Annotated in this window: 24 protein-coding genes; 14 read left to right on the top strand and 10 right to left on the bottom strand. The window is 40.2% G+C overall.

The window, feature by feature from the left end:
- Window positions 1–244: 244 nt before the first annotated feature.
- The 4 genes from SJ2017_RS14790 (at window position 245) to SJ2017_RS14775 (ending at window position 3471) form a co-directional block, all read left to right on the top strand.
- Window positions 245–829: an OmpA family protein gene (locus tag SJ2017_RS14790; RefSeq protein ID WP_080916234.1), complete on the top strand. Its 585-nt coding sequence runs from the start codon at window positions 245–247 to the stop codon at window positions 827–829.
- A 22-nt stretch (window positions 830–851) separates the two neighbouring features.
- Window positions 852–1676 (top strand): mechanosensitive ion channel family protein, encoded by an 825-nt coding sequence (locus SJ2017_RS14785; RefSeq protein ID WP_055024997.1) that lies wholly within the window; start codon window positions 852–854, stop codon window positions 1674–1676.
- Window positions 1677–1847: 171 nt separating this feature from the next.
- On the top strand, window positions 1848–2885 hold the full coding sequence (gene ltaE / locus SJ2017_RS14780) for a low-specificity L-threonine aldolase (RefSeq protein ID WP_156003304.1): 1038 nt from the start codon (window positions 1848–1850) through the stop codon (window positions 2883–2885).
- Window positions 2886–3102: 217 nt separating this feature from the next.
- The gene (locus SJ2017_RS14775) at window positions 3103–3471 is read left to right on the top strand and encodes a hotdog domain-containing protein (protein ID WP_055024995.1); all 369 of its coding nucleotides are present in this window, start codon (window positions 3103–3105) and stop codon (window positions 3469–3471) included.
- A gap of 83 nt (window positions 3472–3554) precedes the next feature.
- Here the strand turns inward: SJ2017_RS14775 and SJ2017_RS14770 are convergent, their stop codons facing one another.
- The 4 genes from SJ2017_RS14770 to SJ2017_RS14755 all read right to left on the bottom strand — a co-directional run bounded on the left by SJ2017_RS14770 (window position 3555) and on the right by SJ2017_RS14755 (window position 8206).
- Window positions 3555–4856 (bottom strand): NAD(P)/FAD-dependent oxidoreductase, encoded by a 1302-nt coding sequence (locus SJ2017_RS14770; RefSeq protein WP_055024994.1) that lies wholly within the window; start codon window positions 4854–4856, stop codon window positions 3555–3557.
- Between the two features lie 541 nt (window positions 4857–5397).
- Window positions 5398–5763 carry a hypothetical protein gene (locus SJ2017_RS14765; RefSeq protein ID WP_055024993.1) on the bottom strand — a complete coding sequence of 122 codons (366 nt, stop codon included), beginning with the start codon at window positions 5761–5763 and terminating at the stop codon, window positions 5398–5400.
- 379 nt (window positions 5764–6142) lie between these two features.
- Window positions 6143–7291 (bottom strand): L-threonine dehydrogenase, encoded by a 1149-nt coding sequence (yiaY, locus tag SJ2017_RS14760; protein ID WP_080916232.1) that lies wholly within the window; start codon window positions 7289–7291, stop codon window positions 6143–6145.
- A 288-nt stretch (window positions 7292–7579) separates the two neighbouring features.
- Window positions 7580–8206 (bottom strand): peptidylprolyl isomerase, encoded by a 627-nt coding sequence (locus SJ2017_RS14755; RefSeq protein ID WP_080916231.1) that lies wholly within the window; start codon window positions 8204–8206, stop codon window positions 7580–7582.
- Between the two features lie 233 nt (window positions 8207–8439).
- Between SJ2017_RS14755 and SJ2017_RS14750 the strand changes: the two genes are divergently transcribed.
- Together SJ2017_RS14750 and SJ2017_RS14745 are read left to right on the top strand one after the other, a co-directional pair.
- Window positions 8440–9723, top strand: coding sequence for a DEAD/DEAH box helicase (locus tag SJ2017_RS14750; RefSeq protein WP_080916230.1), 1284 nt, complete (start codon window positions 8440–8442; stop codon window positions 9721–9723).
- Between the two features lie 44 nt (window positions 9724–9767).
- Window positions 9768–10838, top strand: a complete 1071-nt coding sequence (locus tag SJ2017_RS14745; protein WP_080916229.1) for a CobW family GTP-binding protein — start codon at window positions 9768–9770, stop codon at window positions 10836–10838.
- 58 nt (window positions 10839–10896) lie between these two features.
- On the opposite strand, the gene nadK is transcribed toward SJ2017_RS14745, so the two are convergent.
- A complete protein-coding gene (nadK, locus tag SJ2017_RS14740) occupies window positions 10897–11775 on the bottom strand; it encodes an NAD(+) kinase (RefSeq protein ID WP_055024988.1) in 879 nt (292 codons plus the stop codon).
- A 98-nt stretch (window positions 11776–11873) separates the two neighbouring features.
- On the opposite strand from nadK, the gene grpE reads away from it, so the two are divergent.
- Entirely contained in the window at window positions 11874–12491 is a 618-nt protein-coding gene (gene grpE, locus SJ2017_RS14735) for a nucleotide exchange factor GrpE (protein WP_065108516.1), read from the top strand.
- Window positions 12492–12694: 203 nt separating this feature from the next.
- Here the strand turns inward: grpE and dxs are convergent, their stop codons facing one another.
- From dxs to xseB, 3 genes are read right to left on the bottom strand one after another with little or no spacing between them, the layout of a single operon-like run.
- Window positions 12695–14560, bottom strand: a complete 1866-nt coding sequence (gene dxs / locus SJ2017_RS14730; protein WP_055024986.1) for a 1-deoxy-D-xylulose-5-phosphate synthase — start codon at window positions 14558–14560, stop codon at window positions 12695–12697.
- A 20-nt stretch (window positions 14561–14580) separates the two neighbouring features.
- Window positions 14581–15462, bottom strand: a complete 882-nt coding sequence (gene ispA, locus SJ2017_RS14725) for a (2E,6E)-farnesyl diphosphate synthase (protein ID WP_065108514.1) — start codon at window positions 15460–15462, stop codon at window positions 14581–14583.
- 2 nt (window positions 15463–15464) lie between these two features.
- Window positions 15465–15701: an exodeoxyribonuclease VII small subunit gene (gene xseB, locus SJ2017_RS14720; protein WP_055024984.1), complete on the bottom strand. Its 237-nt coding sequence runs from the start codon at window positions 15699–15701 to the stop codon at window positions 15465–15467.
- Between the two features lie 415 nt (window positions 15702–16116).
- Here xseB and pomA point away from each other — a divergent pair, with 415 nt between their 5' ends.
- The 3 genes from pomA (at window position 16117) to thiI (ending at window position 19700) form a co-directional block, all read left to right on the top strand.
- Window positions 16117–16884, top strand: a complete 768-nt coding sequence (gene pomA, locus SJ2017_RS14715; RefSeq protein ID WP_055024983.1) for a flagellar motor protein PomA — start codon at window positions 16117–16119, stop codon at window positions 16882–16884.
- 3 nt (window positions 16885–16887) lie between these two features.
- Window positions 16888–17820: a flagellar motor protein MotB gene (locus SJ2017_RS14710; protein WP_055024982.1), complete on the top strand. Its 933-nt coding sequence runs from the start codon at window positions 16888–16890 to the stop codon at window positions 17818–17820.
- A gap of 425 nt (window positions 17821–18245) precedes the next feature.
- Complete coding sequence (gene thiI / locus SJ2017_RS14705; RefSeq protein WP_080916228.1) at window positions 18246–19700, top strand: tRNA uracil 4-sulfurtransferase ThiI; 1455 nt, start codon at window positions 18246–18248, stop codon at window positions 19698–19700.
- 163 nt (window positions 19701–19863) lie between these two features.
- Here the strand turns inward: thiI and SJ2017_RS14700 are convergent, their stop codons facing one another.
- Window positions 19864–20100 (bottom strand): hypothetical protein, encoded by a 237-nt coding sequence (locus SJ2017_RS14700; RefSeq protein ID WP_080916227.1) that lies wholly within the window; start codon window positions 20098–20100, stop codon window positions 19864–19866.
- Window positions 20101–20281: 181 nt separating this feature from the next.
- Between SJ2017_RS14700 and SJ2017_RS14695 the strand changes: the two genes are divergently transcribed.
- The 4 genes from SJ2017_RS14695 to rlmM all read left to right on the top strand — a co-directional run bounded on the left by SJ2017_RS14695 (window position 20282) and on the right by rlmM (window position 23775).
- Window positions 20282–21193 (top strand): transcriptional regulator GcvA, encoded by a 912-nt coding sequence (locus SJ2017_RS14695; RefSeq protein ID WP_080916226.1) that lies wholly within the window; start codon window positions 20282–20284, stop codon window positions 21191–21193.
- A 145-nt stretch (window positions 21194–21338) separates the two neighbouring features.
- Window positions 21339–22073, top strand: coding sequence for an alpha/beta family hydrolase (locus tag SJ2017_RS14690; RefSeq protein ID WP_080916225.1), 735 nt, complete (start codon window positions 21339–21341; stop codon window positions 22071–22073).
- Window positions 22074–22092: 19 nt separating this feature from the next.
- The gene (locus SJ2017_RS14685) at window positions 22093–22470 is read left to right on the top strand and encodes a DUF423 domain-containing protein (RefSeq protein WP_055024977.1); all 378 of its coding nucleotides are present in this window, start codon (window positions 22093–22095) and stop codon (window positions 22468–22470) included.
- A gap of 213 nt (window positions 22471–22683) precedes the next feature.
- Complete coding sequence (gene rlmM / locus SJ2017_RS14680; protein WP_080916224.1) at window positions 22684–23775, top strand: 23S rRNA (cytidine(2498)-2'-O)-methyltransferase RlmM; 1092 nt, start codon at window positions 22684–22686, stop codon at window positions 23773–23775.
- Between the two features lie 118 nt (window positions 23776–23893).
- Here the strand turns inward: rlmM and SJ2017_RS14675 are convergent, their stop codons facing one another.
- The gene (locus tag SJ2017_RS14675; protein WP_055024975.1) at window positions 23894–24904 is read right to left on the bottom strand and encodes an isocitrate dehydrogenase; all 1011 of its coding nucleotides are present in this window, start codon (window positions 24902–24904) and stop codon (window positions 23894–23896) included.
- Window positions 24905–24908: the final 4 nt, after the last annotated feature.

Below are 24908 nucleotides of genomic sequence, written 5' to 3'. Positions count from 1 at the left end.
TTGTATTTCACTGTTTTGGTTAATGCAGTGTTGAAGCGAGAGGGGCTAAGGATAAGCAAGTTAAAAAATCCTACCTATACTAGAGTAAGTTTGGTTAATTGCTTTGCAATCTGTTAACAAGGAGATAAAATATAACTCTTTGGATCTGTTTGTCTTAATTAGATATTCAATTGTTTGATTTACCTGTTAGCAACATGTGCTGTTTTCGCATGCCTAATCTTGGATTTATAAGCGTGGAGGCAAGATGTTTTACAAAGTATTTGTCTTAGCTTGCTTATTAAGTTTGAGTTTACCTTGTTCGGCGTGGGTTGATACCGATAAAGACGGCGTACCAGATAAAAAAGATGCATGTCCTGATACACCCGCTGATGCGGTTGTGTTAGCCAATGGCTGCCAGGACCTTACTTTGTTATCAAGTGAAACGAATGTCATCGATGAAAAAGCTGCAGGTGTTGCTGATGTGCAAGGTCATTCAGTTTCAGCTATTGAATCTCCAATACGGCTATTCTTTGAATTTGCCCACGCAGACTTATCGCAAACGCAGAGAGCTTCTTTACAGGCATTTTTACCAGAGATTAGGCATTCCGCAAAGGTGTTGTTGGTAGGGCACACAGACAATATTGGAGCAGAGCAGTTTAATAACGCCTTGTCTTTAGCACGGGCAAAAGCAGTGAAGTCATTACTAAGTAAAGAGTATGGCGTTAATACAGAATTTATAGAAGTGTTAGGCAAGGGTAGCAGTCAGCCTATGACTGATAATTTATCTAAAGAATCACGTCAATTAAATAGACGAGTAGACATTTTATTAAATAGTAAAAGTACAAAATAATTTATATTTAGGGAGTTAAACAATGGAAAATATTGAAGGCTTAATGCAACAAGCGCCAGAATTTATTGTCACTTACGGACTGAAAGTGGTCATGGCAATTGTTATCTTTATTATCGGTAAGTACTTATCAAACGTGGCTAAGAACTTAACCACTAAGATGATGCTAAGCCGTAAAATTGATGAAACAGTTGCCTCTTTTGTCGGTAACTTAGTCTGGGGCGTTGTTTTTGTATTTACCATTATCGCCACTTTAGGCCAAATTGGCGTGCAAACAGCGTCATTGGTTGCTGTATTGGGTGCGGCTGGTTTAGCGGTAGGTTTAGCGCTTCAAGGTTCATTATCAAACTTTGCTTCTGGCGTGCTTATGGTTGTATTTCGTCCATGTCGCGTAGGTGATTACGTTGATGCGGCAGGTGTCTCTGGTACGATTGATGAAATCACTATCTTTTCAACACGTCTTTTAACGCCTGATAACAAAGTGATTGTTGCTCCTAACTCAGCAATGATGAATGGCACAATTACCAACTATTCTGCACAAGAAAAACGTCGTATCGATATGGTTATTGGTGTTGGCTACGGTGCTGATATTGCTCAAACCAAGAAAATATTAACTGAAGTGTTAGACAACAATGCCTATGTCTTAAAAGATCCTGCGTACACAATCGCACTGGCTGAGCTTGCTGATTCTTCAATTAACTTTGTTGTACGTCCTTGGGTAAAGACACCAGATTATTGGGGTGCTAAGTTCGAACTACTTGAACAAATTAAAAATGCACTTGATGCAGCGAATATTGAAATTCCATACCCACAAATGGATCTTCACTTAAAAGAGATGCCTGCCAAATAAGTTGGTAACTCTTTTAAAAAAACCAGCACTTGTTGCTGGTTTTTTTTGTGACAAATTTAATCAACATAGGCTGAATTGGTTCAAATGGTGTGACATTAAATAATGAAGGCATGATTAATTAAGGTAGAATGAATGTCTTTAATTTAGCTGCTTATTACAAGCTTGATGTTGATGAGAACAAACATGATAGATTTTCGTAGTGATACAGTCACAAAACCTACCGATGCGATGCGAGCGGCAATGGCGAATGCAAAAGTCGGCGATGATGTTTATGGCGATGACCCGACGGTGAATCGTTTGCAAGACATGGCCGCTGAGCGATTCGGCTTTGACAGTGCCTTGTTTGTTAGTTCAGGCACTCAAGCCAATTTACTGGCCTTGATAAGCCATTGTGACCGAGGCGATGAATACCTTTGTGGTCAGCAGGCTCATAATTACAAATTTGAGGGTGGTGGGGCTGCCGTACTGGGGAGTATTCAACCACAACCGCTAAATAATCAAGCTGATGGCAGTATCTTATTAACGGATATTGAAGCAGCAATTAAACCCGATGATGTGCACTTTGCCAGAACTCGCTTGCTGAGCATTGAAAACACGATTGGGGGAAAAGTCCTACCGCAACAATATTTGGCTGATGCCCAAGCGTTAGCGTTTAATCATAATTTAAAAATTCACCTTGATGGTGCTAGAGTTGCCAATGCTGCAGTGGCTCAAAATATAGCGATAAGTGATATTACCCAATATTTTGATTCTGTTTCTATTTGTTTATCAAAGGGGTTATCGGCGCCAATTGGATCAATATTGTTAGGTGATGAGCGATTAATTAATAAAGCAATTCGATGGCGTAAAATGTTAGGTGGTGGTATGCGTCAGGCTGGGATAATCGCAGCTGCCGCAGAACTTGCGATTACCGATCAGGTTGATAGATTAGCAGAAGATCATGATAACGCAGCTTTACTCGCGCAACATTTACTTGAGATGCCTGAGCTTAACGTAGATATTTCACAAGTACAGACTAATATGGTTTTTGCGACGTTAGATAAACGCTTTGATGTAAAGCATTTAACCTTGTTACTCGCACAACAAGGGATATTAATCAGTTCTAGTTATTCTCTTCGCTTTGTGACCCATAAAGATATTAGCCGACAAGACATACTGACGTTTGTTAAAGCACTTAAAGCATGTTTGCCTCAGGCTCTCACTAAGTAGTTTATCTAAAATATTGCCAATCAAAGACAAAGCGTAGCGAGCGACTATCGTTGCGCTTTTATCGTGCAATCTTACTCATGTTATGCTCATTTGTAGCGCAAGCCATCTCTTTTGGGTTAAGTTTATTTTGTTCTACTCCTTATATTTCAATTGTTTACCTTAGTGGTATTAATGTTGCTACCTCTTTAGGGGTATTCTCTATAAAAGGATCAATATCATGGAATATTTAGGCCGTCATATTGTCAAATTAGTTGATTTAAATTCAGATAAGAAATTATGCAGTGGCCAGTTGATGAAGTGGCTAAATGAAGAAACGTCTCTTTATGCTCGATGTGAAATGCACAGTAAATTATTGATGCCCAAGCTAGTGTCGGAAATTAATTTTATGTGCTCAGCAAGCTTGGGTGATGTAGTTGAGTTTGGAATGGAAATTATTAGCTTAGGTCAAAGCTCTATAACACTTCGCTGTAAAGCAAGAAATCAATCAACAAACGCGCCTATTGCGGTGGTTGATAAAGTTGTTTTTGTGAATATCAATGAACGTGGTTTGCCTGTGCCACATGGGATCAGAGCGAATGCTGCGTAAGGCTTAAAACAAAAAAGCCCATTTCAATATTGAAATGGGCTTTTGCTAAAACGCATTAAAAGCCTAAAAGGGCTTACCTGCCTTTAATGTAGTTTTAAATGTGGATGAATGATGCGACCAATGCCTTTAGCCAACATCATTAATGTCCCTTTAACTACACCGTGTAATTCAATCAAATGACGACGATATAAAGAAGTGTAAACGAAACGGGCAATTTTACCTTCCACTAATACACCACCGCCCATGAATGACATTAAATTACCGACAGTATGAAACTTAGATAAATTCACCAAAGAGCCTAAATCTTTATACACATATTCATTCTTAGGTGCTTTGCCTTCAAGCATTAATATAATGTTATCGGCTGTCATTAACGCCATTTGTCTTGCTGATTGACCTCTAGGCGGTACCCAGCTGCCATCTTCTTGTGGGCACGCTGCACAGTCTCCAATTGAGAAAATATGGTCATCTAGCGTCGTTTGCATGTTCTGCTTTACCATCACCTGATTGATATGGTTGCTTTCAAGGCCACCAATATTGTTCAGGAAGTCAGGCGCTTTTACACCAGTAGACCAAATAACCATGTCTGAAGGAATTAAGTTGCCTTCAGTTGTTGATAAACCTTCAGGGGTTACTTGTGTGATACGCGTATTTGTCATTACGTTTACGCCAAGCTGTTTCAGCTCACGGGTAACTGAATTTGAAATCTCTACCTTATCGACTTTTGGTAAAATACGTTCATCAGCTTCAATTAAGGTCACTTCAAGCAAGCTAGTATCAATTTTATAGCCAAAGCCACTTAGCTGTTCAACTGCATGGTGCATTTCCGCTGACATTTCCACACCTGTAGCACCAGCGCCAACGACAGCAATTTTGATTTTTTCATCAAGTTGATGGTGGCTTGCGTAGCGCATGAATTTATTCAGTAATATTTTACGAATAGACATGGCTTGTTCAGTGTTATCTAAGAATAAACTGTGTTCTTTAACGCCTGGTATATTGAAGTCGTTTGCAACACTACCAATTGCGATTACGGCATAATCATATGGAATATGGCGCGCTGGTAACAGCTCTTGACCTTCTTCGTCATTAATTGGCGCCAAAACAATCTGTTTTTCGTCTCGATTAATATCAATCATCGCACCTTGCTGGAAATGATAACCATGGGCTGATGCGTGGCCTCGATAGCTGATTGCATCTAGGCCAATATCTAAGGCGCCTGTTGCCACTTCGTGCAATAACGGCTTCCACACATGGCTTTCGGCGCAATCAATTAATGTGACTTTTGCTTTGCCTTTTCTGCCAACTTTATGACCAAGTTTTGTGGCGATTTCCATACCACCTGCGCCGCCACCAATAATGACGATATTTGGAACTGCTTGCATCTGATGATGCTCCTATAAAGGTAAGTTTAAAAATTCAGTTAATTTCTATTTGGGGCGTTATATGAACGCCAATTAGCTCACTTGTTAATTTGGTTAATGGCAGAAATCGAAAAGCTTGGCCATATTGAACTTTATCTACTCGTATTATCTTTATAATGTAAACATAAGTTTGATAAAGCGGGGCTAATTGTAAAAGCGTTTTAAATCACTTGTTTTCAGTGAGACTAAGTTCAATTGACTGAGCCTGTAAGTTCACTGTGTTCTGATATTAAAATAGAAATTTGAGCAGTGTTTATATAGTAATACAGGGGAGTTCGTCAGATTTTGATCGATAAACTGTGATCGCATATCAATGCTGTTACCAAAAACGAAGAGTCGATCACAAAATATGCGCGGAGTTGGAAAGTTAATTACAGTTAAAACAACACCGACAATCGCAATGTATTGTCGGGTTGATATGACTGTTTTCCATTTAGAACGATATACGAGTCAGTGAAGATTTTGGAAAACAATTGTGCTTTATTAAGTTGTCATGACTGATTTACTGAGCTTTAGCCAGTCGGCCGTTATAATCTTCAACAAGGTGAGCTACAATTTTTTCGGGATCCGCATCTTGGCAGCATTGGTCTAAGAATATTTTAAACGTCACCAGTGAGTGGGCGTTATTTAACATGCGGTTACTTTGCATTGCATAGTAGGTATCGTCAGTGTCAGATTTTCTAACCACAAACTCACCATTTTCAAATGCTTTTGAGCCTGGCTCACAGTGCCACTTAGTAATTCTATTTAGTGCGATTTCACTAGATTGGTTAATTTCGACATGATTTAACCAGCTTGCTGGTTTTTCATTTTCTTTGTAATGAGGACATCTTACTGTGTAGTTATACACATGAGTGATTGCTGTCATAGCTTACCTACTTTTTTAAGAATGTAATTCATCATAGACTGCTAATTTAACTTTGGTCAATGGTTATTTATAGAAGTTAGAGCCAGTTAACAGTTCTTAAATGATGGTAATTAAAAATATATATTAAACAGTTGTTTATGTGTTTTTATCTGTGATTGGTACTTTGTTTTTTGATGCTTAATATTGATAGTTTGCCTATAAGCACATGCGTGAATTACTGCCAAGCAGGTATACCAAACTTGCCAGTTGTTGTAGCTCGATACTTGAATGAAAATCGTACTGCTGCAACCAAGTTAGCTTGCCGCAGTACGATTTCTGTCTTTCTTAACACATCATGTTAGACAATGAGTCAGCTTATGCTGATTAGGTACTTATTAACTTATAGAGCGTTGGTAAAAATTTCGCAAATTTCTGCGTGTGTTGCTTGTTGCGGGTTAGTCAATCCGCATGCATCTTTTAACGCATTGTCAGCTAAGACTGGAATGTCTTCAGGGTTCACACCTAACTCGGTTAAGTTAGCAGGTATATTCACTGCAACAGATAACGCTTTAATTGCTTCAATTGCAGACTCAGCACCTTGTTCATCAGATAGTTGAGCAACATCTACCCCCATTGCTTTAGCGATGTCTTTTAACTTACCTGGAACCACTTTTGCATTGCATGCCTGAACATGCGGCAGTAACAATGCATTACAAACCCCATGAGGTAGGTCGTAAAAACCACCAAGTTGATGCGCCATAGCATGGACATACCCAAGGCTTGCATTATTAAATGCCATACCCGCTAAGAATTGCGCGTATGCCATTTGTTCTCGAGCGTCAATATTATCGCCTTGCTCTACCGCATTGACTAAATTGGCTTTAATTAACTCGATTGCTTTAATCGCGCAAGCATCGGTAATGGGAGTGGCAGCGATTGAAACGTATGCTTCAATTGCGTGCGTTAGTGCATCCATACCAGTAGCCGCAGTCAATGCCGCCGGCTTTTCAATCATAAGCTCAGGATCATTTACTGATAAAATTGGTGTCGTGTTTTTGTCGACGATAGCCATTTTAATGTGACGAGTTTCATCAGTAATGATACAAAAGCGTGTCATTTCACTGGCCGTACCGGCTGTTGTATTGATAGCAACTAAAGGTAATTGTGGACGAGTTGATACATCCAGACCTTCATAGTCACTAATACTGCCGCCATTGGTTGCGACTAATGCAATACCTTTGGCGCAGTCGTGCGGTGAACCGCCACCTAATGAAATAACAAAATCACATTCATGTGCATTTAGCATGGCTAAACCAGCTTCAACATTGCTCACTGTTGGGTTAGGTTGTACGCCATCAAAGATGAATACTGTAATGCCATTATCGATGAGTTTAGCAGCGACCTTATCTACTAAACCAATGTTAACTAATGGCGTATCAGTAACTATCAGAGCACGTTTGAAGCCTAATGTTTTAATGTCATTAATTGCTTCATCAACACCACCTTGACCGAGAACATTTACACTTGGAATGAAAAATTTAGTCGCCATAATAAACCTCTTCAACGCTTGAAATTAATAAAGTTAAAATTCTTTTCTGTCGTTAAAGTAACAACCAAATGCACTGTGGTTTGTGATGAAAATCATATATTGATACTAAATTTTTGTCATTTTGTAGTTTTAATACGAAATGGGGATTTGGCGCTTATTTTAGTTTTTTGCGAGATATTGAGCACATTATCCACTAAAAAAACGCTGATAACTAAAAGTGTTATCAGCATTTAAATAAGAGAAACCGTTAGAGATAAAACTAGAATATACCCGCTATCATTCAGGTCGTTAAACTTGAGGACAAGTGGTTTCAGTTACTGTGTTGATGACGATATCTGTCGTCGGCACATCACTACTATTAGTATCAGTGATATTGATTTGATCAACGACTTCCATTCCTTGTACAACTTGACCGAAAACAGCATAACCAGGATTTGTACTTGAACTGTAATCCAGTTGTGTATTATCTAGCGCGTTAATATAAAACTGCGATGTTGCTGAATTTGCCACGTTGGTTCTTGCCATTGCAATGGTGCCGCGAGCATTCGATAAGCCGACGTTACTTTCTAACTCAATGGGATCATTAGTTGGTTTTGCGACTAATCCTGATGTGAAGCCACCACCTTGCGAAACAAAGTTATGAATTACACGGTGAAAAATTGTGCCATTGTAGAACTCTTCTTCAACATAGGTTTTAAAATTTTCACCAGTGATCGGTGTGTTTGTTGTATCGATAGCAAGTGTAATGTCACCTAGCGATGTCGACATGATGTAACAAATATCAGCTTGAAGCTCTTTTTCTTCTACAGGTGGATTTGGGTCGACAGGTTCTACTGGATCGGTTGTGCTTGAATCTGAACTTCCACCACATGCAGATAAGGTCAATGCAAATAACAACGGGTACATCAATTTCATTGTGGGCCTTTTTTGTGTTTTGTTTTTGTTGCGGTTATGTTGCTTAATTGGTCTAGGTAAATCAACAAAAAAAACCACAAGATACAAACTGTTACTTTGCACTTAAAAACAGTATTTATTGAATTTTGTGTATTTAATAGTGAAAGGGACTGATCCAGCCTTGAATACATCGCTTAAATGTCATTGAGCCGCTACAATAGCGCCATTATTACTTGTGTAGATTAGAGAAAAATATGACTTTTGATTCTGTTGGCTTTTCACAGCCTATTTTAGATGCGGTTAAGGCGTGCGGCTACGACAAAATGACGCCAGTACAGCAGGTTGTGATGCCACTTGTGATTGAAGGTAAAGATGTTTTAGCAAGTGCTCAAACAGGTACAGGTAAGACCGCTGCGTTTTCGTTGCCATTATTATCATTGTTGTCGCAACAAATTGAGCAACAAGAGACCAAAACTGCTTGGCAAAGACTCCGTGTGTTAATTATGACGCCAACACGAGAGTTAGCAATCCAAATTGAGCGTAACATTGTTGATTACGCTCAATTTTTACCGTTTGAGAGTGTCGCAGTATATGGCGGGGCAAGCATTAACCCCCAACGTAAAGCGTTAAATAAAGGGGTAGACATTCTCGTTGCTACGCCTGGTAGATTATTTGACATTATTGGCCAGTACGATCTGGATTTATCTTTTGTCACTCATTTAGTGATTGATGAAGCTGACAGGATGCTTGATCTTGGTTTTGTCAAAGACATAGAGAAGGTAAAACGTTTAGTCAATCGTCAACATCAAACCATGATGTTTTCAGCAACCTATTCAGAAGATGTCAAAAGCTTAGCGGCAAAAATGCTTAAGTCGCCTGAGTTTGTGCATGTGTCAAATCAAGCCACTGCCGATACGATTTCTCAATCGGTATTTCAAGTGGACAAACGACGTAAAGCAGAGTTGTTATCAGAACTGATTGGCCGTAATAATTGGCAACAAGTAATGGTGTTTACCAGTATGAAAGAAACTGCGGAACACCTTCTTAAAGAGTTGAAATTAGACGGTATTAAAGCTGCAGTGTTTCATGGCGATAAAACTCAGGGAGCACGAAATAGAGCGTTAGAAGAATTTAAAAGCGGTAAACTGCGTGTCATGATTGCTACCGATCTTGCTGCTCGAGGCCTAGATATTGAGGCTTTACCTTTGGTGATTAACTTTGAGTTACCGCCTGAGCCTGAAGATTATGTTCACCGTATTGGTCGAACAGGGCGAGCAGGACTTGCTGGACAGGCAATTTCGTTAGTAGCTCAAAATGAAATGGAATTATTAAGTGATATTGAGTCGCTAATTCAATGCCAAATAGAAGTCCATGTTCAGCCTGGCTATGAAGCTGGCGCTCCTTTACCAGCCAGATACCGTGAAGTTGAAGCGGTTAAGCCAAAGAAATCTTTTAAACATAAAAGACCAAATGGTCATCGTGGCAATGATAAAGCCAAACCAAGTCGACAAGGTAAATATGCTAAAAAAGCTAAGTGATCATTACGGCTTTTTTAAGTACTAATTGAACAAGGAAATGTTGGGTGATCCTCAAGACTATCAAAACAAATGTAATTACGGGTTTTTTAGGCGCAGGTAAAACTAGCCTTATTTTGTCTTTACTCAAGTTAAAACCTGAAAATGAAACATGGGCTATATTAGTTAATGAGTTTGGTGAAATTGGTATTGATGCCAGTCTAATGGCTGGCACTCACTCATCCGAGCAAGTGGTGATTAAAGAAGTTGCTGGTGGTTGTTTGTGCTGTGCTGCTGGGATCCCGACTCAAGTTGCTATTAACCAACTGATTCAAAAAGCCAAACCTGACAGACTTTTTATCGAGCCTACAGGTTTAGGGCATCCAGCTGAGATTTTAAAAGTATTAACCAACGAATATAACCGCCAAGTACTATCGGTCAATCAAACGGTATGTGTGGTTGATGCACGTAAAGTGCTCATTGAAGCTTATCGTGATAATGAAAATTTTAATCAGCAGCTACGCATTGCTGATATTGTTTATGCAAGTAAAGCTGATTTATATCAAGCACAAGAGTTTGAAAGCTTATCGGCACTTATTGGCCGAGTTAACCAAGAATCGATACTAATTAGCGCCAATGCTGAAAGTGCGATTAAATTGTTATTAAATGAGATTGATAAGCCACTTTTACCTCGCGCTAAATCGACAACACCAATTAAGCAATCTACTAGCTTGGGCAAAAGCACGTCATTAACACAAAGTTCAGCTTCAATATTTAAGCCTGTTTCTTCATCAGAGCCATTACCAAAGCCTGTCGAGTTTAATCAAGGTGGTTATTGGGTTAAATCTAATCAAGGTGAGGGAGCATTTAGTATTGGTTGGATTTTTGATCCTAGTTTATGCTTTGAATTTGATAAGCTTATTAGTTTCATTAATCAATTAATTGCACATAATGTGGTACGTATTAAGGCTGTGATGATCACTGAAGAAGGGATTGCGGGTTTTAATATGTCTGATGGCAAATTATCAGTGATGGAACTGGATGATGCGATGGATTCTCGCATCGAGATAATTTCGCTACCTGCACTAAATGAAACAACCCTTACCGAGCAATTGCTCGCTTGCTTAACAGCAAATTAAATCAGTTAACACAGGGGAATATTGATGCGCCTTCTGCGCGCATCAATATTTCAGCACCTTAAAATAACTTACTGCCCCAGCCCAATTTAGCTCTTAACACATTAAAGTAATTATGCCCCTTAGGGTGAATCATTCTAAGCCTGTCTTCACTGCGGCTTATTAAAATCTCATCACCAGGCAGTACAGATAAATGCACATGCCCATCACAGCTTACTTCAAGGTTTTCGCCATTATCGGGCGAGACGACTAACTTAATTGTACTGCTTGCATCCACAACAATAGGGCGACAAGATAAGGTGTGTGGAAACATTGGCACTAAAATTAATGCTTGCAGGTTAGGGGTGAGAATTGAGCCGCCAGCAGATAATGAGTACGCGGTCGAGCCTGTAGGCGTTGAGACAATCATGCCGTCAGCCCGCTGACTATACATGAATTGATCATCAATATAGACCTCAAACTGGATCATGTGCGCCACTTTACCTGGATGCAGTACGGCCTCATTGACAGCGGTATTACTTGATTTGAGCATGCCATGGCGATGGACTTCTGCCTCAAGCAAAAAACGGTACTCAGTGTCATATTGTCCGTCTAACACCTTCGACAACGACGCTTCGAAGTTATCTGGAGGTAAATCAGTTAAAAAACCTAAGTTGCCACGGTTTACACCAATCACTGCAATATCAAACCTAGCTAATACTCTGGCAGCTCCAAGCATATTTCCGTCGCCGCCTACCACAATGGCTAAATCGCAACGCTCACCTAATTCTGTTAAATCAACCGATTCAATGTCGACTTTCAGTTCTGAGGCGACACGTTCTTCGGCTAAAATATCGAAACCTTGCATCGACAACCAGTGATGCAAACGCTTCAAAGTGAGGTTTGTACCCTTGTGGTGTGGTTTGCCGATTAGGCCAATTGTTTGGAACTTTTTGGTCATATTAGTATTTGATTTGCTCAAAGGCTTGAAACAAAGAAATTGATCCCCATAATATGCCCATAGTAATCAGAAACAAAGCATTTTTAGCTGGAGTGAAAATGAGCAACGAGTCAAATAAAGCAGATCAAGACGTTATTGATGCAGCTGAAACCACTGAAATCGAAACAGAAGTTGAAACTGAAGCAACACAAGAAGTTGATGAGCTAACTCAAGCTAACCTTAGAATTGAAGAGTTAGAACAACAACTTGCGGCATCTGAAGCAGCATTAGCTGAACGTAAAGATGTAGAAATTCGTGCTGCAGCAGAAACAGCAAATATCCGTACTCGCGCGGCTAAAGATGTTGAAAAAGCACGTGCATTCGCTTTAGAGAAGTTTGTAAACGAACTGCTACCTGTGTTGGACAACATGGAGCGTGCGTTAACAGGTGTTAATCCTGAAGATGAAGCGACTAAAGCTATCGTTGAAGGTGTTGAATTAACCATGAAAGGTTTCTTAGGTTCAGTAGAGAAATTCGGAGTGGTACAAGTTAACCCAATCGGCGAAGCATTTAACCCTGAACATCACCAAGCAATTGGTATGCAACCTAGCGCAGAATATCCAAAAGACACTGTCATGTTGGTTATGCAGAAGGGTTATACCTTAAATTCACGCTTACTCCGTCCAGCTATGGTTATGGTTTCTCAAGGTGGCCCAAGCGTAGATACTCAAGCATAGATACTTAAGTGCAGATACTCAAGCGCAGATATTCAAACGAATAGGCTCACACGAAGAGACTATTCAAGCATTAAAACAGCGATTAAGTATCAAAAAAAAAGGACTGCAATTGCAGTCCTTTTTTTTTATGTCTCTTTATCGCCATTTAAAGCAAATACTCGCTTCAACCGTTTAACAGACGAGGCAATCAAACAAGGAGTAAGTTAATCTAAATAGGCATTGATTTGAGCGAGTACACCTTCACCATCGAGTTTTAATTCTTTAATTATCTCATCGGGTGCGCCGTGCTTAATGAATTCATCAGGTAAACCAATTTGTAAAACAGGCTTAATGATTTTCATTTTTTGCAACGCTTCAATAACACCGCTACCAGCACCGCCCATAATGGCGTTTTCTTCTAATGTCACGATCACATCATGGCTAGTGGCCAATTCAGCCAGTAAAGCTTCATCGAGTGGCTTAACAAAGCGCATATCAGCAACGGTAGCGTCAAGTGCTTCGCCAGCTTCTAAACCTGCGGCCAATGTCGTACCAAAATTAACAATGGCAATTCGTTTGCCTTGACGTTTTATCAAGCCTTTACCAATTGGCAGAGCAGTCATAACTTCAGTTTGCTCAATGCCAGTAGCACTCCCACGAGGGTATCGAACCGCGGTAGGACCGTCTTTATAGCAATAACCTGTATAAAGCATTTGGCGGCACTCATCTTCGTCAGATGGTGCCATTATGACCATATTAGGTACGCAACGTAAAAAACTTAAGTCAAATGCACCTTGGTGTGTAGGACCATCGGCACCCACAATACCACCGCGGTCTATGGCAAATAGTACTGGCAGTTTTTGTAAGGCGACGTCATGAATGATTTGATCGTAGCCACGTTGTAAGAAGGTTGAGTAAATTGCCACAACCGCATTGAACCCTTCACACGCAAAACCAGCCCCGAGGGTGACAGCATGTTGTTCTGCAATGGCGGCATCAAAGTACTGTTTAGGGAATTTTTGCGAAAACTCAACCATTCCTGAACCTTCACGCATTGCAGGCGTAATCGCTAAAAGCTTCTCATCTTCTTTGGCAACATCGCATAACCATTTACCAAACACTTGCGAGAAGGTTGGTGAGCTTGGTTTCGCTTTAGGCTTTCTAAATTGAGTGTGATCAAATTTAGGGACCGCATGCCAGCCGATAGGATCTTTTTCTGCAGGTTCATAACCACGACCTTTCTTGGTCATGATATGAAGAATTTGTGGACCTTTAAGGTCACGCATATTGCGCAATGTTTCGACTAACGAATCTACATCATGACCATCGATAGGGCCGATGTAGTTGAATCCAAGTTCTTCGAATAGTGTTCCAGGCACAACCATGCCTTTAAGATGCTCTTCGGTGCGCTTTGCCATTTCTTTAATGACTGGCATACCTTTGAGGACTTTTTTACTGCCTTCACGGATCGTGGTGTAAAAGCGGCCCGACATTAATTGTGCTAGGTGGTTGTTGAGTGCTCCGACGTTTTCAGAAATTGACATCTCGTTGTCATTTAGCACAACTAACATGTCATTGTGTAAATCACCGGCGTGGTTCATGGCTTCAAACACCATGCCGCCTGTCATAGCACCATCACCAATAACGGCAACAACTTTACGATCTTTTTGTTCTTTTTCAGCTGCAACTGCCATCGCTAAAGCAGCGCTAACTGACGTGCCAGAGTGACCAACACTGAACGTATCGTATTCACTTTCTTCACGCCATGGGAACGGGTGCAAACCATTCTTTTGACGAATAGTATGCATTTGTTCACGACGACCGGTTAAAATTTTGTGCGGGTAAGCTTGATGACCAACGTCCCAAACTAAACGATCGAATGGCGTGTTATAGACGTAATGAAGCGCCACGGTCAATTCGACTGTGCCTAAGCCTGATGCAAAATGGCCACTGGAATTACTTACTGATTTTAGTAAGAATTGTCTTAACTCATCAGACAGCTGTGGCAGCATACCTTGCGGTAGCTTTTTTAAATCTTCAGGCGTATTAGCTTGTGCTAACACTGGAAATTGAGAATTATCGAAACTCATAATGAGATAAACTGTCTCTTTTATAATCTTCGCGCAATGATATAGCGGGCGAAGTCTGCAATTAACTGGCTATTGTAGGTCAATTTAGCCAGCGCTGAAAGTGCATCGTTAATTAGTTTTTCGGCGCATTCATTAGCACCGTCAAGTCCAAGTAAGCTGGGGAAAGTGCTTTTGTTGGCTTCTTCGTCACTGCCTTGTGGTTTACCAAGCTCTTCGGTGCTGGCAGTGATATCTAAAATGTCATCTTGAACTTGAAAAGCTAAACCAATATTTTCGGCGAATTCTCTGATGATTTGCTGCTCTGTGTCAGAGGCATTAGCGGCAATTAACGCTAATTCTGCGGCGCAACTTATTAACGCACCAGTTTTTTTGTTATGTAATTGGGTCAGCTGTTCAATATTAATACGTTTATCTGTCGAACTCAGATCAATTGCTTGTCCGCCACACATACCACTATAGCCTGAGGCTTTAGCTAGTGCCGTTACCATTGCCAATTGTTGCTGTGGATTGATCCCTTCGACTGGCTGACAAATGAGCTCAAATGCCAGTGTTTGTAGTGCATCACCTGCTAATATCGCTGTCGCTTCATCAAAAGCAATATGTACCGTTGGTTGGCCACGGCGAAGCGCATCATCATCCATAGCGGGTAAATCGTCATGGATTAATGAGTAAGCATGGACGCACTCAATGGCCGCTGCGGCATTATCGAGTATGCGACTATCAGCACCAAGCATTTCACCGATACTGTATACCATAAATGGACGAATACGCTTGCCGCCAAGTAAAGCACCATGAATCATCGCAGCTTTTAATTGGGGAGCATTGTCATCAAGTTCATTTAGTTTTGCTTCAAGAACTCGATTGACACGTTGTTGATATTTTTCAATAGCTTGGTCTAACACGCTTATTCGCCTTCAACGGTAAATGGGGTCAGATTCGTATCATCTTCATCAAGTAGGATAGATACTTTTTGTTGGGCTTGTTCAAGCTTAGATTGGCTTTGACGTACAAGCTTAATTCCGCGCTCGAATTGTTTGAGGGCATTGTCTAGTGTGACTTCACCTTGCTCAAGATCTGCAACGATGTTTTCAAGCTCCGATAACGATTCTTCAAAACTTAGATTCTCAGGTTTTTTAGCCACAATTATGATTCCTTCTGATTTGCGGATGACAAGGTATATCAGGGCGACCTAAGGGTCAAATTCAGTCGTTGTTTATTTGCTCAATAGCACGCTTTAAGACTGAAAATTTATACAAATTAGTAAAAAATCTCTAAACTTGGGCTAAGTTTGACCGATAACTATAACGAAAGCCAGTTTCCTTCATTCGCATTCATTTAATTGATGGCCCACTCGTAAATAGTGACCTAATAATTGATGAATTTTTTAGCACTGGCCGTTATTTTATAATCGAATGCTGTTTTTTCAGTGTTTTTTGATATTTGAACTATTATCCCTGTTGCACAGGGTGTTACATTGATACTGAAAAGATAAGTGCTGCGTTGGTAGTGATTTATCAGCTAAGGCAGCATTTTAAGACTGCAATCAAGGAGACATTGTGGATTTAGCAACCCTAATCGGTTTGATAGGCGCATTTGCATTTATTATTGGGTCAATGGTCAGCAGTGGTGGTATTTCCATCTTTGTTGATGTGCCGTCGATTATGATCGTATTTATCGGTTCATTGTTTGTGGTCATGATGAAGTACAATTTAAAGCAGTTTCTTGGCGCTGTTAAAATTGGTGCTAAAGCTTTTATGTTCAAAATTGACAAGCCAGAAGATCTCATCGAGCAATCAGTCAATATGGCAGATGCCGCTCGTAAAGGTGGTTTCTTAGCTTTAGAAGAAGCGCAAATCACCAACAGTTTTATGCAAAAAGCAGTTGATATGCTGGTTGATGGTCACGATGGCGATGTCGTACGAGAAGCCTTAGAAAAAGACATAGCCTTGACCGAAGAACGTCATAAAACCGGTATCGGCATTTTTAAATCTTTAGGTGATGTAGCACCTGCAATGGGGATGATCGGTACCTTGATTGGTTTGGTTGCCATGTTATCAAATATGGATGACCCGAAATCTATTGGACCATCGATGGCTGTGGCATTATTAACCACACTTTACGGTGCAATCATTGCCAACATGATTGCTATTCCAATCGCGGATAAATTGCAGTTAAGAATGAGTGAAGAACTCCTCAATCGTAATTTAATCATGGATGCTGTATTAGCGATTCAAGATGGTCAGAATCCACGTGTAATTGAAGGATTTTTGAAAAACTACTTAGCTGAAAAACAACGTCAAATCGATACCACGGACGGAGAGTAACTCATGGCCAAAAAAGCCAAGTGTAATTGTCCGCCACCTGGCGCCCCTTTATGGCTAGCGACATTTGCTGATTTAATGTCGCTGCTAATGTGTTTCTTTGTACTGTTATTGGCTTTTTCCGAAATGGATGTGATGAAGTTCAAGCAAATTGCCGGTTCAATGAAATACGCCTTCGGGGTGCAAAATAAAGTCGAAGTGAAAGATATTCCCAAAGGTACCTCTGTGATTGCGCTGGAGTTTCGCCCAGGCAAGCCCGATCCTACCCCGATTGAAATTATTAACCAGCAAACCAACGAGATGACTCAACAAACGATTGAGTATCAAGCAGGTGAAGATGCCAGTGCTGGCGGCGTTCAAAAGCAACAAGGTGAAAACCGAGGCGGCAATTCTTCTGCTACTGCGCAGCAACAAGCTCAAGCTCAGCAATCTCAAGCTTCATCAGAACAAGAGAATATTAACGATCAAGTTAAGAAAATGGCTGAAAAACTCAATGAAGAGATTGTTGATGGTGCCATAGAAATTGAATCATTAGGTCAGCAAATTATTATTCGAATTCGTGAAAAAGGCTCCTTTGCTTCGGGATCTGGTTTTCTACAACCTCGTTTTAAGCCTGTGGTTCGTTCAATTGGTGAGTTATTAAAAGATGTCCCTGGTATTGTCACGGTTTCGGGGCATACAGACGGAATGCATATTAGTAATGAGCTTTATAGCTCTAACTGGGACTTGTCTAGTAAACGTGCTGTTGCTGTCGCCCATGAGCTAGCAAAAGTGAAAGGGTTTGATGAAGCGAGAATGCAAGTGGTTGGTATGGCATCAAATGCCCCGTTAGTACCCAATGACTCTAACCAAAATCGCAGTCGTAATCGTCGAGTGGAAATTGCCATTGAGCAAGGTAAAGCTAAAGAGTCAGATGAAATTGAGGTTATGTCGCCATAGATTTTGCGCCATAGGTTTTTTGTACCATAGTTTTTTGAATCATAGTTTTTAGCGACATACAGTGGCTTAATAATAACCTATGGTTGGATTATCATCAGTGGCGTTTTTGTTAAGTTTGTTGTTTTGATTATTGTTTTTATGGTGAGTTATCAAGCCGTTTTAGTATCAGATTAATTCTGTTATTACTGCGGTTTTTTTATTGGCCTGAAGCCTGATAAATCAATAAGCCTGCGCTCAAATCTGGTGATTTATTGTGTTTGGTAAATAGACAATTTTTGTTATAATCCCGCCTTTAATGGCTGGTTGCTTTTCTAGCCATCATTTTTAAGCCTTTTTACATATTAAATTTTGATATATTTTTGTTTTATATCATTGGTTTAGTTTGCTAGTAAGGTAATACCGAAACAGAAGCCCGCGGAAATCCAATGAAGTTTATCGTAAAGCTATACCCAGAAATCATGATGAAAAGTAAAACGGTGAGAATGCGTTTTACTAAAATCCTTGAAACAAACATTCGCAATGTACTTAAAAAAGTTGATGACGATGTAAAAGTGCAACGCCAATGGGATCGTATCATGATCCACGTAGCGAGCGATGAACAAGCAAGAATTGATGCGATTTCAGCTAGATTAAAATGTATCCCTGGTATTGCTCATGTGATTCAAGTTGATGAATACTCATTTGAGTCAATTGATGACATTTACCAGCAAGTTTTGCCTGTATATAAAGATGAACTAGCAGGTAAAACCTTCTGTGTTCGTGTTAAGCGAACAGGTAAACATGATTTCAATTCAATTGAAGTCGAACGTTATGTCGGTGGTGGTTTAAACCAGCACACTGACGCTGTTGGCGTGAAGTTAAAAAATCCTGATATGACAGTGAATCTTGAGATTGATCATGAAAAGCTATACATGGTTGTACGTCGTATTGAAGGTCTAGGTGGCTTCCCTATGGCGACTCAAGAAGATGTGTTATCACTTATTTCGGGTGGTTTTGATTCTGGTGTTTCTAGCTATCAGTTTATCAAAAAGGGCGCACGTACACATTACTGTTTCTTTAACTTAGGTGGCGCTCAACATGAGATTGGCGTTAAACAAGTTGCTTACCACTTATGGCAAAAGTATGGAGAATCTCATAAAGTTCGTTTTATCACAGTGCCTTTTGAGCCAGTTGTAGAAGAGATCCTTGAGAAAATCGACAATGGTCAAATGGGCGTTATTTTAAAGCGTGTGATGATGCGTGCGGCCACTAAAATTGCCGAGAAATACGGTATTCAAGCACTAGTTACAGGTGAAAGTCTCGGTCAAGTTTCAAGTCAAACCTTGACTAACCTCAATGTAATCGACCGTTGCACCGATTTATTGATTCTGCGTCCACTGATCACCATGGATAAGCAAGATATCATTAATGAAAGCCGTAAAATTGGCACAGAAGATTTTGCTAAAGCTATTCCTGAATATTGTGGTGTGATTTCACAGAAACCAACAGTGAAAGCCATTTTATCTAAAATTGAAGCTGAAGAATTGAAGTTTTCAGAAGATCTTGTCGATAGAGTCGTTAATGACGCTGTCGTGATTGATATCAAGCAAATTGCAGAAAAGGTCGAAACAACGGTAAGTGAAACTGAAACAGTCGCTGCAATCGATAATGACGAAGTAGTTATTGATATTCGTGCTCAAGATGAAGAAGAGCAAAATCCGCTAAAAATAGCTGATACAGAAATATTGAAGATCCCTTTCTTCAAACTAGCCACTCAATTTGCAGACTTAAGTAAAGAAAAAACTTACCTATTGTATTGCGATCGTGGTGTGATGAGTAAATTACAAGCTCTGTATTTAACTGAGCAAGGCTACACTAACGTTAAGGTTTACCGTCCTTAATTGATTCGTCGATTCGAATAAACTATGTTAATGCTAAATAGCCATTAGATTAATTCTAGTGGCTATTTTTTTACCTGAAATAGCTGTGAATATTGAATATAAAAAAACCGCATTACCAATAAAATGGTTAATGCGGTTTTTTTGAAACGGTTTTTACAGTAAATTAATCAGCAATACGTGTTTCAGCCGTTTTGATTGTCGCTTTGTCTTCTTTCTCTTCGGTTAGCGTGTTTTTCACGTTAACATCGATGTTGTTTTGCATTTCATTCATGCTTTGCTCAAGTTCAGCATTAATTGATGCTTGAAGGTCGCTGATATCAATTGTGGTATCATTTGCTGTAGCCATAAATGCACATGAAGAGAGTAAAGCAGCTGCTGCTAACGTTGTTAAGTTAAACATAAAGGGTCGCCTCCGAGGTGACAAATCACACTGTCGGACACTCCCTTATTACCTGGTAGAGATTGTCCAACTCACTAAATTTCAATGGTTATAATTTAAACGAACACAGTGTTCTTTACAAACGACAAAAAATAACGATAATCATTAGAAAAACTAATTAAAAAACGAGAGATTGATCACTATGTCGAGAAGATTGCCACCTTTGAATGCAGTCAAAGCATTCGAGGCTGCTGCGAGGCACTTAAGTTTTACTCGAGCGGCAGAAGAGCTATTTGTCACGCAAGCAGCAGTCAGTCACCAGATAAAAGCACTAGAAGATTTTTTGGGCTTAAAACTATTTCGACGCAAAAATCGCTCGCTATTATTGACTGAAGAAGGCCAAAGCTACTTCCTCGATATCAAAGATATTTTTATCCAATTAGGCGAATCTACCGATAGGCTATTAGCCAGAAGCGCGATTGGTTCGTTAACGGTAAGCATGTCACCAAGCTTTGCAATTCAATGGCTTGTGCCAAGACTTGCAAAGTTTAGTGAGAAAAACCCAGACATTGATGTGCGAATTAAAGCTGTAGATAGCGAGGTCGACTCATTGACTGATGATGTCGATGTCGCTATTTATTATGGTCAAGGTAATTGGCCTGGGCTACGTGCAGATAAACTTCGTAATGAAGTGTTAATTCCTGTTTGTTCACCGCTGTTATTGAGCGGTCCTAAGCCTCTTGAAAAACCCAGCGATTTAAAAAATCACACCTTATTACACGACTCGAGTCGTCAAGATTGGCAGGCTTGGTTTAGACAATGCGGGATTAGTGAAATTAATGTTAATTCTGGTCCTATCTTCAGCCATTCATCATTAGTATTGCAAGCTGCGGCTCATGGTCAAGGTGTGGCATTGGGGTATAGCGTATTGGCAAGGCCTGATATTAAAGCCGGTCGACTTGTGTGTCCGTTCTCGGAAATATTAGTCAGTAAAGACGCTTATTACCTTGTGTGTCAGCAGAGCCACTCAGAGCTCGGAAAAGTGGCAGCTTTCAGAGAATGGATGGTAGATATGTTTGCTGAAGAGTCACGCAGTGAGCTATTAGCTGGTTAGATAAATAAGTCGTTACTTTCTAGAAGTGATTTATTACTTGCTGTGCTTAAGCTGCACGAAACTATGAGGCGTTTAAAGCAAAGTGTTGCTAAGAGGCCTCAACTTACCATTCAACAATTATTCATCAATAAGTGAACCCCAATCAATGACAGATAAGTTGTGCTCTAGTGAAATCAATGGTCAAGCAATAGAATATATTTTACAAGGTGAGCAGAGCAAAACTTTAGTGGTTTTTGCTCATGGTGCTGGCGCTAATATGCATCATGAGTTTATGGAGGCTGTGGCAACTGGACTGAGCCAAACTGGCGTTCAAGTGTTACGTTTTAACTTTTTGTATATGCAAGCCAACATGCAAGATGGCAAACGCAGACCTCCAGATAGGGCGCCAAAACTACTCAATCATTTTCAACAAGTATTGCAGCAAGTACTAGCGCAAAATAAACAGCAAACCTTAGCGGTTGAGAATATTATTTTAATGGGGAAATCTATGGGTGGTAGAATGTCGGCCATATTGATGACGCCAGAGTTAGCTGAAATGGCGAAGGTCGAACTTGTACCTGAATTTTCTGAGTTCGCTAAATTGATCAAAGGCGTGATTTGCCTTGGTTATCCTTTTGTTCCATTAAAAGGTGGAGAACCTAGGTTAGCACCAGTCAATGATTGCACTGTACCGTTATTAGTTATGCAAGGAGAGCGGGACAAATTTGGCGGTAAAGAAGAACTCCCGCAATGGCCTTTAAACAAGTCGATTGAAATACAGTGGATTAAGGATGGCGATCATAGTTTTAAACCACGGAAGTCGTCAGGGACCACATTAGAGGATAATCTGCAAACTTGTATTCAACAATGTCAGCATTTCATTAATGCACATATAAATTGATCATTTAAAGGCAATCATGATGAAAAAAGGTTTACTACTTTTAGCAGCGCTAAATGGTTTTTTAGCCGTTGCGCTTGGCGCATTTGGTGCACACGGATTAAAAAATATTGCCTCACCAGAGTTAATTGCCATTTTTAATTTAGGCGTTGATTATCACTTTTATCATACCTTTGCGATTATCGCTGTTGCGTTTGCAGGCCATTGGATCTCGTCAAAGTTACTTGATTGGGCTGGGTATCTGTTTTTTATCGGCATCTTACTGTTTTCTGGTTCATTGTATCTTTATGCCTTTACTGGGGCTAAGTGGATCGGACCAATAACTCCAATGGGTGGTGGATGCATGTTAATCGGTTGGATATTATTTGCAGTTGCCATTGCTAAGTATCAGAAAGATTAATGAGTTAACCTACTGAAAAGCCATATGAGTTTATTAAAAGCAGCTGAAACATCGTTTTAGCTGCTTTTTTAGTTTCTGTATTTCTCGTTTCATTTCACACAGAATTATGAATTTTGCGTATAATGCAGCCCAGCAAACTATTTTTAATCACAAGCACTGACGTCATTATTCTAATGGAACGTACAGTCTCGTTATCGACACCAAAGGTTCATCATGAAAAACCTATTTTTATTCTGCCGTGCAGGCTATGAGAAAGATTGCGCAGCAGAAATTCAACAGCGTGCAGCTGAATTGAATATTGGTGGTTTTGTAAAAACCAATACCAATGATGCTTATGTTATTTTCCAAAGCTTTGAAGAAGATGGTGGTGAACAACTAGCAAAAAGAATTGAGCTCAACTCTTTGGTGTTCGCGCGACAAATGTTTGCGGCAAATGATTTACTAAAAGATTTGCCTGAATCAGACCGTGTCTCTCCAATTGTTGCAGCTTTAGCGGAAGTGTCAAAAGCGGGAGAGTTACGTGTTGAAACGCCGGATACTAATGAAGCGAAGGAATTATCGGGTTTTTGTCGTAAGTTTACCGTGCCACTAAGGCAAGGTTTGAAAAAGTCAGGCTCATTGCTTGCTCAAGAAAATGACAAAAGACCCATTATTCACGTTTGTTTTGTTGGGCCAGGTCAAGCGTACGTTGGTTACTCACTAACTAATAATAGCTCGCCTCATTTTATGGGGATCCCACGTCTTAAAATGGCGGCTGATGCACCTAGCCGGTCAAGTTTGAAATTAGACGAAGCATTTGGGCACTTCTTAACAAAAGAAGAACAAGAACAGCGCTGTCGCTCAGGTCTTCATTCTGTTGATTTAGGGGCATGTCCTGGCGGTTGGACCTATCAACTCGTTCGCCGCGGTATGTTTGTCGCTGCTGTTGATAATGGTCCTATGGATCAAAAGTTGATGGATACAGGTCAGGTTCGTCACTATCGTGCTGATGGTTTCCGTTTTGACCCACCGCGAAAGAACATCTATTGGTTGGTGTGTGACATGGTTGAGAAGCCTTCACGGGTTGCAGAGCTTATGGAAGCATGGGCGATAAATGGTTGGTTTAAAGAAGCTATTTTTAACCTTAAGCTACCAATGAAAAGCCGTTATAAAGAGGTGAGACAAATCCTCGATACTATGGCTGAGATTTTAAAAGAAAACGAAATCGAAGATTTTAAAATCCAATGTAAGCATCTTTATCATGACCGTGATGAAGTGACAGTGCATTTATGGGTTAAACCAAATACACCATGGAACTTTAATTAATCCTTGAAGCGATATTGGCATTGTTTTTGTGATGTTTATTGTTTCAGCTATAAAAAAGCCCTTAGTGAATCTCACTAAGGGCTTTTTATTATCTATTTAGCTTAGCTTAATGCAAAGATTAGCCTAAACGGTCAATAACGGCTTGAGTGAAGTCAGTCGTACCGTGTGTACCACCTAAATCGCGAGTCGTACGGTCGCCTTCTTCGATCACTGCAGATACTGCACTACGGATCATTTCAGCTTTATCAGCCATACCTAGATACTCAAGCATTTGGATAGATGCAAGAATAACTGAAGTTGGGTTTGCTAAGTTTTTACCCGCAATATCAGGTGCACTGCCATGTACGGCTTCAAAAATCGCAGCGTCGCTACCGATGTTAGCACCTGGTGCCATGCCTAAACCGCCCACTAAACCTGCACATAAGTCAGATAAAATGTCACCGAATAAGTTAGTTGTTACCAATACATCGAAATTTTCTGGATTCATGACCAACTTCATACATGTTGCATCAACAATCATTTCTTCTGTTTCGATATCTGGGTAACGCTGGCTTACTTCACGCGCCACTTTCAAGAATAAACCTGAAGTCGACTTCATGATGTTTGCTTTGTGAACAATCGTTACTTTTTTACGGTTTTCTTTACGAGCAAGCTCATAAGCGAAAGTGGTAATTTGTTCAGCACCTTGGCGAGTAATGATACTAGTTGCTTCTGCAGTAGCACCATCTTCAGATACTTTTTGGCCTAAACCAGAGTACATACCTTCGGTGTTTTCACGAACGGTGATGATATCAATATTGTCGTAACGTGCTTGAGTACCTTTAAACGAAAGCACTGGACGTACGTTTGCGTATAAACTGAACTTTTTACGCAAGCTAACATTGATAGAAGTAAAGCCTTCACCCACTGGAGTGGTTAATGGACCTTTAAGAGTGATACGGTTTTTTTCAATAAGGTCTAAGGTACGCTGAGGTACTAATTCACCTTGTTTTTCTAAAGCGGCTAAACCGGCGTCTGCAAATTCATATTCAAAGTCGCAACCAGCTTTGTCGAGAATCTTTAAAGCGGAATCGATAATGCTTGGTCCAATCCCGTCACCTGGGATTACGGTTATAGTACGTTTTGGCATGGAT

The organism is Shewanella japonica (genome assembly GCF_002075795.1).
GTDB lineage: Bacteria > Pseudomonadota > Gammaproteobacteria > Enterobacterales > Shewanellaceae > Shewanella > Shewanella japonica.
The sequence above is the reverse complement of the archived record's forward strand: the minus strand, read 5'-3'. Positions and strand labels throughout refer to the sequence as shown.

Excerpts from the sequence above, each read along its gene's own strand:
- SJ2017_RS14790 (WP_080916234.1), top strand. The coding sequence starts at position 245 with ATGTTTTACAAAGTATTTGTCTTAGCTTGCTTATTAAGTTTGAGTTTA.
- SJ2017_RS14785 (WP_055024997.1), top strand. The coding sequence starts at position 852 with ATGGAAAATATTGAAGGCTTAATGCAACAAGCGCCAGAATTTATTGTC.
- ltaE (WP_156003304.1), top strand. The coding sequence starts at position 1,848 with ATGAGAACAAACATGATAGATTTTCGTAGTGATACAGTCACAAAACCT.
- SJ2017_RS14775 (WP_055024995.1), top strand. The coding sequence starts at position 3,103 with ATGGAATATTTAGGCCGTCATATTGTCAAATTAGTTGATTTAAATTCA.
- SJ2017_RS14770 (WP_055024994.1), bottom strand. The coding sequence starts at position 4,856 with ATGCAAGCAGTTCCAAATATCGTCATTATTGGTGGCGGCGCAGGTGGT.
- SJ2017_RS14765 (WP_055024993.1), bottom strand. The coding sequence starts at position 5,763 with ATGACAGCAATCACTCATGTGTATAACTACACAGTAAGATGTCCTCAT.
- yiaY (WP_080916232.1), bottom strand. The coding sequence starts at position 7,291 with ATGGCGACTAAATTTTTCATTCCAAGTGTAAATGTTCTCGGTCAAGGT.
- SJ2017_RS14755 (WP_080916231.1), bottom strand. The coding sequence starts at position 8,206 with ATGAAATTGATGTACCCGTTGTTATTTGCATTGACCTTATCTGCATGT.
- SJ2017_RS14750 (WP_080916230.1), top strand. The coding sequence starts at position 8,440 with ATGACTTTTGATTCTGTTGGCTTTTCACAGCCTATTTTAGATGCGGTT.
- nadK (WP_055024988.1), bottom strand. The coding sequence starts at position 11,775 with ATGACCAAAAAGTTCCAAACAATTGGCCTAATCGGCAAACCACACCAC.
- grpE (WP_065108516.1), top strand. The coding sequence starts at position 11,874 with ATGAGCAACGAGTCAAATAAAGCAGATCAAGACGTTATTGATGCAGCT.
- dxs (WP_055024986.1), bottom strand. The coding sequence starts at position 14,560 with ATGAGTTTCGATAATTCTCAATTTCCAGTGTTAGCACAAGCTAATACG.
- SJ2017_RS14710 (WP_055024982.1), top strand. The coding sequence starts at position 16,888 with ATGGCCAAAAAAGCCAAGTGTAATTGTCCGCCACCTGGCGCCCCTTTA.
- thiI (WP_080916228.1), top strand. The coding sequence starts at position 18,246 with ATGAAGTTTATCGTAAAGCTATACCCAGAAATCATGATGAAAAGTAAA.
- SJ2017_RS14700 (WP_080916227.1), bottom strand. The coding sequence starts at position 20,100 with ATGTTTAACTTAACAACGTTAGCAGCAGCTGCTTTACTCTCTTCATGT.
- SJ2017_RS14695 (WP_080916226.1), top strand. The coding sequence starts at position 20,282 with ATGTCGAGAAGATTGCCACCTTTGAATGCAGTCAAAGCATTCGAGGCT.
- SJ2017_RS14690 (WP_080916225.1), top strand. The coding sequence starts at position 21,339 with ATGACAGATAAGTTGTGCTCTAGTGAAATCAATGGTCAAGCAATAGAA.
- SJ2017_RS14685 (WP_055024977.1), top strand. The coding sequence starts at position 22,093 with ATGAAAAAAGGTTTACTACTTTTAGCAGCGCTAAATGGTTTTTTAGCC.
- rlmM (WP_080916224.1), top strand. The coding sequence starts at position 22,684 with ATGAAAAACCTATTTTTATTCTGCCGTGCAGGCTATGAGAAAGATTGC.
- SJ2017_RS14675 (WP_055024975.1), bottom strand. The coding sequence starts at position 24,904 with ATGCCAAAACGTACTATAACCGTAATCCCAGGTGACGGGATTGGACCA.